This window comes from Caballeronia jiangsuensis, from assembly GCF_046030135.1.
In the GTDB taxonomy this organism is placed as follows: Bacteria; Pseudomonadota; Gammaproteobacteria; order Burkholderiales; family Burkholderiaceae; genus Caballeronia; species Caballeronia jiangsuensis.
The window spans coordinates 1-11,642 of sequence record NZ_JAQQDB010000060.1; the positions used below are offsets into that span (position 1 = coordinate 1).

The following is an 11,642-nucleotide window of genomic DNA, read 5'->3' on the forward strand; positions in this document are numbered from 1 at the left end:
CGCCCATGCCGCCGAGCCCGAAGCCGCCGGCCACGCCGCCGGGCTGACCGCGCCGTCCGCCGCGTCCCGGCGTCTGCTGCTGGGCCATGCGCGAGTGCGAGCTCAGCACCGGTTCGCGTGTGATGAAGCCCATCGACGTCTGCATCGGATCGGGTTGCACGCGCGGCGCCGCACTGCGCCCACCCTTCTCGGCTGTCGGCAGCTTCAGGCCGACCGACTCCAGCAGGCTGCGCACCTCATTGTCTTCGAGCTCCTCCCAGCGACCGCGCTTCAGGCCACGCGGGAGCGCGATCGGACCATGACGCGTACGGATCAGGCGGCTCACCATCAGTCCCGCGGCCTCGAACATGCGGCGCACTTCGCGATTGCGGCCTTCGGCCAGCGCGACGTGATACCAGTGATTCGTGCCTTCGCCGCCACCGTCCTGAATGCGCAGGAAGTTGGCGGGACCGTCGTCGAGTTCGACGCCCTTCAAGAGCTTCTGCTTCATCCCCTCAGACAGCTGGCCGACCACGCGCACCGCATATTCACGCTCGACGCTGTAGCGCGGATGCATGAAGCGGTTCGCCAGATCGCCCGACGTCGTGAGCAGCAGGAGACCTTCCGTGTTGAAATCGAGACGGCCGACCGCGAGCCATTTGGCGGTTTTCATCGACGGCAGCTTGTCGAACACGGAAGGACGGCCTTCCGGGTCCGCGTGGCTGACGATCTCGCCCGTCGGCTTGTGATAGAGCAGGATACGCGGCGGCTTGCTCGCGAGCTTGCGCTTGAGCGGCTTGCCGTTGATGCGCACCTGATCGCTCGGCATGATGCGCTGGCCGATATGCGCCGGCTCGCCGTTCACCGACACGCGGCCGGCGATGATCAATTCTTCCATGTCGCGACGCGAGCCCATGCCTGCGTCGGCGAGCACCTTGTGCAGCTTCGGCGCGTCGTCGTCCGGTTCCAGCACGCGCTTTTGCTGCGGGGCGTTGCGGCCGCGTCGCAGCATCGGGGCGCGCACGCCGCCCGAGCCGTTGTCGGCGTCGAAGGCCGGCGAGGTCACGTAGGCGAAGACGTCGTCGACGGCGGCAGCGGCCGCGCTCTCGACCGTCGCGGGCCCCGAGTCATTGGCGTTGCGCTTGCCGCCGCGCTTTTGCTGCGGCGGGTTTTTGCGCCGTCCACCTTCACGCGGCGCGGATGCCTCGGCCTGCACGACCGGTTCATCCGCCGCTTCGGCACTGGCCTCGCCAGCATCGGCGCGCGCGTTCTTGCGGCCGCGCGGACTCGCGCCTTCGCTCTTGCGCGGTTTTGCGGCCGGGTCTTTGCGCGGAGTGCGCACCTGCGCCGCGACGACGCCATCGGGCGGCGTCTCGCTCACGGCGCCCGGCACGCTTTCGTCCTTGGTCTTCGCGACAGCGCGACGCCGTGCGATCAGGCTGCGCGGCCCGCGGCGCAGTCCGCGGCGCGGCCGGTCCTCGCCCTCGCCGCTTTCATCGGCGCGATCGGCGCGCGTGCGTTCGCCGGCGTCGGCCGACTCGGATGCGTCCGCGGCATGCGCCGGGCGCGCGGATTCAGGCGAATCGCTGTCGTGGGAGTGTGTCAAAACAACCTCAAATGTCGAATCGCGCGCCCGTCGCGGGCGCGTCTAAAAATCCGCTGATCGGTCCGGCTGGTCGTCTCGAGATGATCTTTATGGAGAGCCGGGTTGTGCGATCAGGGGCGTTGCAATTGCGTCAGGCGCGGCGCGCCGTCGGTTCTTCGGAGTCGTCGTCCAGTTCTGCGTCGTTCGATGGACTTGCGTCTCTTTCCTCTTCACGCGGCATCGACACGGGTGCGTCGTGCGTGGTGCTCAGCGACTGCGCGTGAATCCCGGGCGGCAATGCGACGCGCTCGTTCAGCGCGTCCGCATGTTCCGTTCCGAGTGTTTCCTGCTGTTCTTCTGCCTGTTCTTGCTCTGCCGGGACATCGGCTGCGCTCTCATCGCCGCCGGATGTCTCGGCTTCGACGGTTTCAGCCGACTGCGCCGCTTCAACGGGGTTGACCGGCGCGGCGGCATCGTGTTCCCCGTTATTCGCAGCTTCGACTGTGTCCTGCGCCTGAGCGCTCGCCGGCTGCGCGTCCCCGGCGATGCTGTCCGGGAATTCGATCGAATGCTGCGCGAGCAGCGATGCCTCGAGTTGCGCCGTTGGATTGTCCAGCGCGGGTAACTCGTCGAGCGCGGTCAGACCGAGATCGTCGAGAAACTGTTTGGTCGTCGCGTACAGCGCCGGACGGCCCGGCACGTCGCGATGACCGATCACCTCGATCCAGCCACGGTCTTCCAGTTGCTTCACGACTTGCGTGTTCACCGTCACGCCGCGAATCTCTTCGATATCGCCCCGCGTAACCGGCTGCCGATACGCAATGATCGCCAGCGTTTCGAGTACGGCCCGCGAATACCTCGGCGGCTTTTCGGGGTGCAGCCGATCGAGATAAGCCCGCATCGCCGGCTTGCTCTGAAAACGCCAGCCCGAGGCGAGCGCCACGAGTTCGACACCGCGTCCCGACCAGTCGGCCTTGAGCGCTTCGAGCAACGTGCGAACGGTATCCGCCGAAATGTCGTCGGCGAATAGCTTGCGCAATTCATTCAGCCTCAGCGGTTCCTGCGCGCAAATCAAGGCAGTCTCGAGGACGATCTTCGCCTCTTGGGTATTCATGCAGCTTGGGTCAACCCTGTATGGTCAATGATTCAATTCAAAATCGGGCTTGCGCAGGACCGAACGCCACCAAACTGGTGCGAACGATAAAGCTGGACGCGGAGTTTCAAGACGCGCTCGCCCGATTGTAATCGGTCATATTGATTGGGAGCACGCACCGGGGAGAGGCGATATTGGGCGATCGGTGAGCGAATCGCCGGGCCATCCCAGCCGGACGAGGTGGCGCTTTCATAGGCGAAAGCGCGTGACTGAGCGCCATATTACGCAAAAACAACCGGGGCGTAAAGGTGAACGCTTCAAGCTCTACCCAACTCACTCGACGCCGGCACAACTCAGGCGACGGCGCGCGCCGCCAGGAAACGCTGCAAACGCTCGACGCCCGCGTCGAGCCGCGCGGGATCGCACGCGTAGCACCAGCGCACGAAACCTTCGCCTTCCGGGCCGAACGCACTTCCCGGCGCGAGACCGAGCCTGGCTTCGCGCACGAGCGACTTGCATAGTTCGAGACTGCTTCGCGCGCCCGGCAGCGAGAAGAACAGATACATCGCGCCGTCCGGTGCGCGGACGTCGACGCCTTCGATCGTCTGCAAAGCATTCACCAGATGATCGCGGCTCGCGCGCAAATCGGCGACAAGCGTCTGCGTGAAGCGCTCGCCGTCTTCCACCGCGACGACGCCCGCCTGCTGCACGAACGACGGCGCGCACGAGGTGTTGTATTCCACGAGCTTGCCGAGGTCCTCCATCAACTGCGTCGGCGCAACGATCCAGCCGAGCCGCCAGCCAGTCATCAGCCATGCTTTCGAAAACGAATTCACCGCGATCACACGTTCGTCGCGCGCGGCGAGATCGAGAAAGGAAGGTGCGACGGACATGCCCTCGCCGTAATACAGACGCTCATAGACTTCGTCCGCGACGATCCAGATGCCGTGACGGCGGCAATGCTCCAGCACGATGCGTTGATCTTCGCGCGCCATCGTCCAGCCGGTCGGGTTGTTCGGCGAATTGATCATCAGCATGCGCGTGTCCGGCGTAAGCGCCGCGAGCAGGCGGTCGAGGTCGAGCGTCCAGCCGCGCGCGTCATAAGTCAGCGAGACCGTGTCGACACTCGCGCCGAGGATCTTCGGAATTTCGACGAGATTCGGCCAGAGTGGCGTCACCGCGACGACCCGGTCGCCCGCTCCAACGACGAGTTGCGCCGCGAGCATCAGCGCATTCACGCCGGCGCTCGTGACGGCGATGTGCGCTGGCGTCGTCGCGCCATGCAGCGCACTCACGTAACGACTGAGCGACTCACGCAGGGGCGCGATGCCGAGATTGTGCGTGTAGAAGGTGGCGCCGTCGGCGAGTGCGCGGCTCGCGGCGTCGCGAATGAACTGCGGCGTCACGCGGTCCGATTCGCCGAACCAGAACGGAAGCACGTCGGGTACGCCGAAGCCCGCGTTCGCGACCTCGCGGATCTGCGACGGCCTCAAGGCCCGCACCGCGGCGCGGGCGTTCGGCGCACCGGATCCGTGCACGCCAGCCAGCTGGCTCAGCTCGCTGATCACCGCTCCTTCCGACTCACTCATCGATCGCCCCATCGTCTTGTCTTAAAAAAGGAAGTCTAACGCGTGTCCCGCGTTTTCCCAGTCGGCCGAACGGCCTAGGCGAGGTCTTCCGCACGCCTCGGCAACGACGCGATCAGCGACCAGACCGATTCCGCCGCCGGCGACAGCGAACGATCGCGCCGGCGCACGAGCTCCACGGTCCGCTCGGCGCGCGGTTCGAGCGGCAATGCCACAAGCGACGAGTCCGCCGGCAGCGGCAGCGCCAGCCACGGCAAGACGCTTACGCCGACGCCCGCCTCCACGAGCCCGAACACGGTCGCCGAGTGGCCGAGTTCCTGCACGACCTGCGCTTCGACGCCGTGCTCGTGCATCACGGCATCGATGATTGGCCGGCTTCCGGATGCGTAGTCGAGCATGACGAGCCGCTCGCCGGCAAGCGCTGCCCACGGCACCGCAGCCTCGCGCCCGAGCCGATGGTCGCGCCGCGCGACGAGACAGAACGAATCGGTCATCACGGGCTCGCCATGCAGATCGTCGGAGGAAAACGGGCCGATCACCACGCCGAAATCGACTTCACCGGACTTGACCTTGCGCAGGACGTCGGACTGGACGTCGTCGCGCAAACTCAGCGTGATCAGCGGAAACTGACGCAGGCACGTCGCGAGCACCCGCGGCATCAGGCGGCACGCGACGGTCGGGCTCGCGGCGACGATCACGCGTCCGCGACGCTGCTCACCGAGATCACGCACCTCGCGCAGCGCTTCGTCCAGATCCGCCAGAAGACGCGACACAGTGCCGACCAGGTTCGCGCCGACGTCGGTCAGCAGCACCTCGCGCGTCGTCCGGTCGATCAGTTTGAGGCCTATCTCCCCTTCCAGTTCGCGCACGCAGCGGCTGACCGCCGACTGAGTCAGACCGATCTCATCGCCCGCGCGGCTGAAGCTGCGCAGTCTCGATACTTCGATGAAGACGCGCAGTTGCCGCAACGTCACGTTCAAGGGCGCGCTCATTCAAATTGCTCATCAATTAGCCTGTTTCATGCGAAATTATAACGGCCTATTGGTGTGATTTCATGCGCGAACGTACGTTTCGCTGCGGTGCAGCAAATTGCCGAAACGCACGCTGGATGGGCCTATTGCACTTGATTGGTGATTGTCCCGATTTCTTAATCAGTCTGTTTCGGGTCTGATACGGGCCATGCTGACATCGCGTCAGCCTACTGCCATGCGGGTTTCCCGGATTTCGCGACATGCATGGCACGGTTCTCGCATTTCATTGCGCACAGAGGTCGGGGCCATACGCGGTTATATCGAACATTCGTCCGCCGCAACCGCTCCGGCCTCCTTCCCAGGTATTCGTTTTTCGAATTCCGCCCAGAGTGCGCGGCGCGGGGCAGCGCACCGGGGTTAGCTTCGCTGAGGTGAGATATGGTGCTGTTCGACGATTTGAGAGATAACGAGTGGGCGCTGGTCGAGGCGTTGTTCTGTTCCGAGCCGGCGCGTAGCGAACGGCGTGGACGTCCGCGCGTCGAAGCGCGAGCTGTGGTCAACGCGGTTTTGTGGGTGCTGTCGACTGGCGAAGGCTGGTCGAAGTTGCCCGGACGCTATCCGTCCCCGCCGACCTGCCGCCGCCGCTTCGATGAATGGCAGGCGGACGGTACGCTGGCCGAAATCGTGAAGCGCCTTTCCAGCAACGGCCGTGAAGTGTCGCTGCGCGGGCGCATCGGTTCGAGCGCCGCGAAACCGCCGGCGCCGCCGAGTCGGGATCGTCTGCGCGGCGCGTTCTGGACGAATCCGGAATCGTGGCGCGCTCCGGCGAAGATGGCCTGACCGGATTCGCTTCTTCGAAGCCGGCGCTGCCGGCTTCACGCAGACGTTTTGCCTCTCGCGCAGGCCTTGGCCTGCGCGAAATCCAGTCCTTCCGAATTCGTCGCGCCGACGCCACAGCCGGCGCGGGCCAGCCGTCCGGCGTGAGGCCACGACGAAACAACTCTTTACCATTCCTTACAGCGCTACCGCTGATCACAGCATAGCTTGGTGAATGATCGAACAGGCCCCACGAAGGCTTCGAGGATTTCACCATGAAGGCATCGACTCTGCTCGTGCACGGCGCGTTCGTCGCGCTGACGAGCACTGCGGCGATGAGCCAGGCCCAGCCCCCGCCGCCTGCATCCGATTTCCACGTGACTACGAAGGCCTCGATGGCCGCGTCGCAGAACGCCGGCCGGAGTCGCGATGCCGCGCCACCCGCGCCGCGTGGCGATCTGCGGGGCGACATCGCGAATAACGCGCGCCCACGCCCCGATTCGGAACGCGATCCGCACTTGCAGCATCGCTGAGTTTTCGCTGCAGGACGATGCGCGCTTCAAGGAACCACTTCGGCGCGCGCCAGTCACACCCCATGCCATGAACAGCGCGTGGCAACAGTGATATCCGGTCTGCCCGTGTCGTTCGCGATACGGGCACTTTTTTGGCTGAGCGTCGACTGCAGGCCGATTGTCGGCTTTTTCGTTTGACGACAACCCGCCCTCGACCCGTCTGTCGACTGTCGAAGGCTTCCGGGCGTACCCGGAAGTACTAGACTCGCGCCTCCAGAACCGCTTCCTGACCGCCGAACGTGTAACGTTCAGCACGACGCAAGTCCCAGTCGCTGGAGCGCTCGTCGCGCGAGAGCCGCGAGAATTCGTGCTTGCCGCGCTCGGTGACGACCGCGATGTCGACGGGAGCATGAAATCCAGGCGCGGGCGCCACGGTGCGCTGCCGGGTGAGTTCGAGCAAACCGAGCGCGCGCAGGAGGTCGAAAACGTTGGGACGTTTCGCCCAGGGAACCTGACGATACTGCGCACGGCGAAGTGCTTCGAGTACAACTTCGTTGGAATACGTGGTCATCTCGTTCTTTCTTCCTGTGCAGCCATGACGACGCCCGTGACGGTCGCAAAACGGGCCGCGACGTCGACTAAACGCGGCGCGCCGAATCTCGTCTGCGATGACGACTCGCAGCCGAATGTTTGGCCGCCGCTTGCGTTAGGTGCTGCTTTCTATTACAAGCCCCCGTTGAGAGCGCGCTAATCACGCGCTTTACTGCGACATCCGCCGATGCGTTCCAAAGCACGCGATGACGGAACGAATTGCCCTCAAACCAATACGTTACCCCAATCAAATTGGTTCTATTCACTTTATTGCTGCTTTTTTTTGCATTATTTGCGCTGTGGCGACGCCGCCGCACCCAGATCGCGATCGCCGTGGCGGCGTTCGCGTGGGCGATGGGCGCGGGCTGGCTCGCGACTCCGCTGCTCGATCTCGCGCAGCACGGCTATCGTCATACCGACGTGCCGTCGTTCGCCCCTCAGACGACGATGGTGCTGATGGGCGGCGGCACCGCTCGCAGCGACGCGGGACTCGTTCCGCAGTTCAATGCGATGCGCCGCATCGCCGCCATCGGGAAGCTTTATCGCGAGTGCCGCGAAACCGGCGCGTCGTGCAAGGTGATCCTGAGCGGCGGCGACCCGCAGCGCCACGGGCAGGCCGAAGCTGACAATTACGCGCCTTACGTGCTCGCGGAGGGCGTCGCTCCTGGCGACCTTATGCGCGAGAATCAGAGCCTCAATACTTACCAGAACGCGCGCAACGTGGCCGAAATTGTGGGCCCCGCACATGACAGCCGTTTGATCGTCGTCACATCCGCGTATCACATGCGGCGCTCGATGCGCGCGTTCGAGGCTTTCGGCTACGCTCCCGTGCCTTACGTGTCGGACGTGCGGCCCACTCGCGTCACCTTGCTTCCGCGTATGCGAGGCTTCGCGAACAGCGAACTCGCCATGCACGAACTCGTCGGGCTCGCGCGCTTCAATGTGTATCGCTGGTTGCATCTCTACTAGCCGGGGCGCGTGTCGCGATGCTAAGCACTCTAAAATAATTCGACGATGACGCCTGCGCGTCCACGACCGGCGCCGGAAGGACGCACGACACACGGTTGCCCGATTCCAGGCTTATGATGCGGATTGTCTGATCGTCAGACGCGCGAGGCTCGCGACTGACGTCCCGCAAAACGGCGGGAGCGATTTTTGCTCAGACGGAGGCGTCATTCCACCGGATCGGACAGACGATTCCCGGGTTCAACTGCCACTAGGAGGTAACAATGAAGAAAGTGTCCCTGGCTGTTCTGTTGTCCCTCAGCGCGGTCGCGTCGGGCGCTTACGCCCAGAGCGATCAGGGCGTGACCATGAGCACCGATCCTGCGAAGATCGCCGATATCGAATCGCGTGCGCAAAATTTGCAGACGCAGCAAGAGAACATGCAAAACATGCGCTCGCAAGCGCCTTCGCACAAGTCGATGCATCACAAGAAATCGCCCAAGCCGGCGGCTGGCTCGACCCAGTAAGCCTGGCTTCACACTGTAGGCACGGGGCCATTCACGCCGCCCTGGAACCGACACATCGGCTCCGGGGCGGTGCGGAATTTATTTAGTCGTTGTATCGCCCAGCGCTCACACGCGTGTCGCGCGATGCGACACCCAGTCTCCGCTCTCGATACACGGCTGTCCGGCGACGGCCGCAGCCGCGATCGGATAGATCAGGCAATCGATCCGATCCATCCTGCCATCGACATCCACTTCCACGTGCAGTCGATGCGATCGGAACAAGCCTTCGACGCCCGGATAGACCTCTTCGATTTCATCGAGCACGGGCACGAGCGCGTCGTCGATGCGATAGACGTCGCCGCGAATCGGCGCGCCCTCTTCGTCGATCACGAGCCCCGGATACGTGCCGAAGTCAAAGAGTCGCCCGCGGACATGCGCAGCGCCGATCCATTCCGGCGTCGCGATGCCGTTGCGTCCGGCTGCGCGGTTGATATCGTTGACCTCACCGGCGCGCAGCGTGCCGTAGACAAAAACGTATTGCATCGAAAACGCGCTCCTGTTGTCGGGAAGTTGACCCACGGCAATTATGCCCCGCGCAAAAATCGCGGCGCGCTCCGGCGAGCGCTTTCGGCTACCATCGGCGCGTGCGTCCCGATGAATCCAGGACACCCGAACACACCCCAACCGAGCGAACATGCCTACGTTTGTCGAATCGAGACCGTCGAGCGAGGAAGTCGAGCATCTCGACATTCCCGTCGAGCATTCGCCGACGCTCGATCATCCGATTCGCGTACGGTCGCGGCCGGTTCCTTATGGCGTGCGTATCGCGCTGCATACGCACCCCTGGGCGCAGGTCGCGTACACGTCGCGTGGCGTGCTGCGCGTCGCGACTGCCGATTCCACCTGGATGGTGCCGCCCTCGCGCGCGATCTGGGTGCCGCCCAATGTCACGCATGAAGTCGTGATCGTCGAGGACGCGTATCTACGCACGCTGTATGTCGATGCAAGCGTGGTGCCGGCCGGACTCGGCGCGTGCCGCGTCGTCGAAGTGTCGCCGCTCTTGCGCGAAGTCATCGCCGCGCTCGACGAAGAATCGATTTCCCGTCAACGCGAGCGGCTGCTCGGCACGCTCGCGCTCGATGAGATCATCCGTTCGCAGCCTTTGCCGCTCTCCGTGCCGATGCCGAACGAAAAGCGTCTGCGCGCCTTGTGCAACGCCGTGCTGGCCGATCCGTCGCATTCGGATCTGGAACGCTGGTCGTCGGAAGCGGGTGCGAGCTCGCGCACCATCGCGCGCCTGTTCAGGCGCGAACTGGGCGTGAGTTTTTCGCAGTGGCGTCAGCAGGCCGTCCTCGCGCGTGCAATTCCTTTATTGAGCCAGGGGCGCCCGCTCGCGCAAGTCGCGCGCGAACTGGGCTATCAAAGCCAGAGTGCATTTTCCGCGATGTTCCGTCGTGCATTCGGCGAGAGCCCGCGCGCATTTTTCGCACGCGATACCCGCGATGATCGCGATACGCGCGAAATCGACGGCGCATAGGCGCGCGTCTTCAGACGCGCCGCACCATGTGCCGGATCGCGCCGAGCTGCGCGAGACGCGGACCCGCCGGCCGGTATCCCAGACGAACGTAGAGCCGTGCCGCCGGGTTATCGACGAACACGCGCAACTGACATTCGGCGAGCCCGCGCGCTCTCGCCCATCGATGCGCCGTGTTGAGCAGGAACGTTCCGGCTCCGCGCCCGCGATAACCCTGCGCGATCTGCACGTCCCGGACATGCAGCGAATTGTCTTCCTCGGTAACGCGCATGACCCCGATCGGAATCCCGTCCGCCTGCAAGATGAAATTTTCGGACTCACGCCAGCTGGAGAGGAAGAGATCGCCGCGCCACACGAGATTATGGCGACGGTAATAGCCAACCATGTTGTCGTGCGTGAGGGCTTCGGCGAAGGCGAAGTCCGCCATGGTCGCCTGGCGCAATTGATAGAGCGAGAGGTCTTCGGTCGGGTCGAGCATCGCACGGGCACGAGAACAAGTGCCTAAACACTAAGACAGTGCGCGCGGGCTGGCAATGGCCATTATTACGGTCGAGTGCGAATCGAAGGCGTACGAAAGGGAAGCGGCCCGGCGAGCGGGCAAAAAAAATCCAGCCGACGGGCTGGATTTTTCGCACAACGATTTGGCGGAGCGGACGGGACTCGAACCCGCGACCCCCGGCGTGACAGGCCGGTATTCTAACCAACTGAACTACCGCTCCACTTCTTTGATCGACTCGCAGTGTCATCTGCGAACCTTGCAGCGCTTTCTACTAGCAGCCGCCGATGTTCTGGCGTCCCCTAGGGGATTCGAACCCCTGTACTCACCGTGAAAGGGTGATGTCCTAGGCCTCTAGACGAAGGGGACTTCAACTTCTATACACTTTGCGGCGAAAAAAAACCGGCTCTCATTAGCCGGAGTGTTCCTGCTCGCAAGTTGGCGGAGCGGACGGGACTCGAACCCGCGACCCCCGGCGTGACAGGCCGGTATTCTAACCAACTGAACTACCGCTCCACTTCTTTTCATCAACCCGCAATGTCACCTGCGAGTCTTGCAGCGCTTTTTACTAGCAGCCGCCGATGTTTTGGCGTCCCCTAGGGGATTCGAACCCCTGTACTCACCGTGAAAGGGTGATGTCCTAGGCCTCTAGACGAAGGGGACAGAAACTTGTGATTCTGTCTGTACTACGTTTCGCTTCGGCAACCTACTTGACGCCAATCAGCGAAGACCGAAATTCTATACAACTTCGTGTTACTTGTGAAGTATTTTCTGCGCTTTCCGATTCCAATCAACCAGGCTTGCGCTACTTCATCTGTTCTATGGTGGAGGTAAGCGGGATCGAACCGCTGACCTCTTGCATGCCATGCAAGCGCTCTCCCAGCTGAGCTATACCCCCTTGCAGAACAGAAACGAGATTGTATAGGGCGTATTTGAAGCTGTAAATACCTTCTGACGACTTACGCGAAACTTTTTTGTCTCGTCGAACGCCGATGCGCGCAATGGATGACGCGCGATCGCCGCCGCGA

Annotated in this window: 12 protein-coding genes and 5 tRNA genes; 5 read left to right on the plus strand and 12 right to left on the minus strand. The window is 63.5% G+C overall.

From position 1 onward, the window contains the following. The 4 genes from rluB to PQR08_RS35890 all read right to left on the minus strand — a co-directional run. Positions 1–1,585 (minus strand): 23S rRNA pseudouridine(2605) synthase RluB (rluB, locus tag PQR08_RS35875; protein WP_408164070.1); only part of this gene is annotated, 1,585 nt, incomplete at its 3' end. Positions 1,586–1,715: 130 nt separating this feature from the next. Then, the gene (gene scpB, locus PQR08_RS35880) at positions 1,716–2,678 is read right to left on the minus strand and encodes an SMC-Scp complex subunit ScpB (RefSeq protein ID WP_250483723.1); all 963 of its coding nucleotides are present in this window, start codon (positions 2,676–2,678) and stop codon (positions 1,716–1,718) included. A gap of 332 nt (positions 2,679–3,010) precedes the next feature. After that, complete coding sequence (locus tag PQR08_RS35885) at positions 3,011–4,246, minus strand: pyridoxal phosphate-dependent aminotransferase (protein ID WP_250483724.1); 1,236 nt, start codon at positions 4,244–4,246, stop codon at positions 3,011–3,013. Positions 4,247–4,320: 74 nt separating this feature from the next. Then, positions 4,321–5,223 (minus strand): LysR family transcriptional regulator, encoded by a 903-nt coding sequence (locus PQR08_RS35890; RefSeq protein WP_187605043.1) that lies wholly within the window; start codon positions 5,221–5,223, stop codon positions 4,321–4,323. Positions 5,224–5,652: 429 nt separating this feature from the next. On the opposite strand from PQR08_RS35890, the gene PQR08_RS35895 reads away from it, so the two are divergent. Both PQR08_RS35895 and PQR08_RS35900 read left to right on the plus strand, forming a co-directional pair. After that, positions 5,653–6,054 carry a transposase gene (locus tag PQR08_RS35895; protein ID WP_008349224.1) on the plus strand — a complete coding sequence of 134 codons (402 nt, stop codon included), beginning with the start codon at positions 5,653–5,655 and terminating at the stop codon, positions 6,052–6,054. 251 nt (positions 6,055–6,305) lie between these two features. Continuing rightward, a complete protein-coding gene (locus PQR08_RS35900; protein WP_250483725.1) occupies positions 6,306–6,563 on the plus strand; it encodes a hypothetical protein in 258 nt (85 codons plus the stop codon). Positions 6,564–6,801: 238 nt separating this feature from the next. Here PQR08_RS35900 and PQR08_RS35905 read toward each other — a convergent pair whose 3' ends face one another. Further along, positions 6,802–7,113, minus strand: a complete 312-nt coding sequence (locus tag PQR08_RS35905) for a hypothetical protein (protein ID WP_035501123.1) — start codon at positions 7,111–7,113, stop codon at positions 6,802–6,804. A 353-nt stretch (positions 7,114–7,466) separates the two neighbouring features. Here PQR08_RS35905 and PQR08_RS35910 point away from each other — a divergent pair, with 353 nt between their 5' ends. Together PQR08_RS35910 and PQR08_RS35915 are read left to right on the plus strand one after the other, a co-directional pair. Continuing rightward, positions 7,467–8,102, plus strand: coding sequence for a YdcF family protein (locus PQR08_RS35910; RefSeq protein ID WP_250483726.1), 636 nt, complete (start codon positions 7,467–7,469; stop codon positions 8,100–8,102). Between the two features lie 260 nt (positions 8,103–8,362). After that, complete coding sequence (locus tag PQR08_RS35915; protein WP_187604555.1) at positions 8,363–8,605, plus strand: hypothetical protein; 243 nt, start codon at positions 8,363–8,365, stop codon at positions 8,603–8,605. Positions 8,606–8,710: 105 nt separating this feature from the next. On the opposite strand, the gene PQR08_RS35920 is transcribed toward PQR08_RS35915, so the two are convergent. Next, complete coding sequence (locus tag PQR08_RS35920; RefSeq protein WP_250483727.1) at positions 8,711–9,127, minus strand: gamma-glutamylcyclotransferase family protein; 417 nt, start codon at positions 9,125–9,127, stop codon at positions 8,711–8,713. A 151-nt stretch (positions 9,128–9,278) separates the two neighbouring features. On the opposite strand from PQR08_RS35920, the gene PQR08_RS35925 reads away from it, so the two are divergent. Beyond that, complete coding sequence (locus PQR08_RS35925) at positions 9,279–10,121, plus strand: AraC family transcriptional regulator (protein WP_035501127.1); 843 nt, start codon at positions 9,279–9,281, stop codon at positions 10,119–10,121. 10 nt (positions 10,122–10,131) lie between these two features. Here PQR08_RS35925 and PQR08_RS35930 read toward each other — a convergent pair whose 3' ends face one another. The 6 genes from PQR08_RS35930 to PQR08_RS35955 form a co-directional block, all read right to left on the minus strand. Beyond that, positions 10,132–10,596 (minus strand): GNAT family N-acetyltransferase, encoded by a 465-nt coding sequence (locus PQR08_RS35930; RefSeq protein WP_187604552.1) that lies wholly within the window; start codon positions 10,594–10,596, stop codon positions 10,132–10,134. Positions 10,597–10,760: 164 nt separating this feature from the next. Further along, positions 10,761–10,837 (minus strand) — tRNA-Asp (locus PQR08_RS35935). A gap of 70 nt (positions 10,838–10,907) precedes the next feature. Continuing rightward, a tRNA-Glu gene (locus PQR08_RS35940) sits at positions 10,908–10,983 on the minus strand. A gap of 70 nt (positions 10,984–11,053) precedes the next feature. After that, a tRNA-Asp gene (locus PQR08_RS35945) sits at positions 11,054–11,130 on the minus strand. Positions 11,131–11,201: 71 nt separating this feature from the next. Then, positions 11,202–11,277, minus strand: a tRNA-Glu gene (locus PQR08_RS35950). 159 nt (positions 11,278–11,436) lie between these two features. Continuing rightward, a tRNA-Ala gene (locus PQR08_RS35955) sits at positions 11,437–11,512 on the minus strand. Positions 11,513–11,642: the final 130 nt, after the last annotated feature.

What these genes read in the sequence shown, in the direction of transcription:
- scpB (WP_250483723.1), bottom strand. Translation starts at nt 2,678, where the DNA reads ATGAATACCCAAGAGGCGAAGATCGTCCTCGAGACTGCCTTGATTTGC.
- PQR08_RS35885 (WP_250483724.1), bottom strand. Translation starts at nt 4,246, where the DNA reads ATGAGTGAGTCGGAAGGAGCGGTGATCAGCGAGCTGAGCCAGCTGGCT.
- PQR08_RS35895 (WP_008349224.1), top strand. Translation starts at nt 5,653, where the DNA reads ATGGTGCTGTTCGACGATTTGAGAGATAACGAGTGGGCGCTGGTCGAG.
- PQR08_RS35900 (WP_250483725.1), top strand. Translation starts at nt 6,306, where the DNA reads ATGAAGGCATCGACTCTGCTCGTGCACGGCGCGTTCGTCGCGCTGACG.
- PQR08_RS35905 (WP_035501123.1), bottom strand. Translation starts at nt 7,113, where the DNA reads ATGACCACGTATTCCAACGAAGTTGTACTCGAAGCACTTCGCCGTGCG.
- PQR08_RS35915 (WP_187604555.1), top strand. Translation starts at nt 8,363, where the DNA reads ATGAAGAAAGTGTCCCTGGCTGTTCTGTTGTCCCTCAGCGCGGTCGCG.
- PQR08_RS35920 (WP_250483727.1), bottom strand. Translation starts at nt 9,127, where the DNA reads ATGCAATACGTTTTTGTCTACGGCACGCTGCGCGCCGGTGAGGTCAAC.
- PQR08_RS35925 (WP_035501127.1), top strand. Translation starts at nt 9,279, where the DNA reads ATGCCTACGTTTGTCGAATCGAGACCGTCGAGCGAGGAAGTCGAGCAT.
- PQR08_RS35930 (WP_187604552.1), bottom strand. Translation starts at nt 10,596, where the DNA reads ATGCTCGACCCGACCGAAGACCTCTCGCTCTATCAATTGCGCCAGGCG.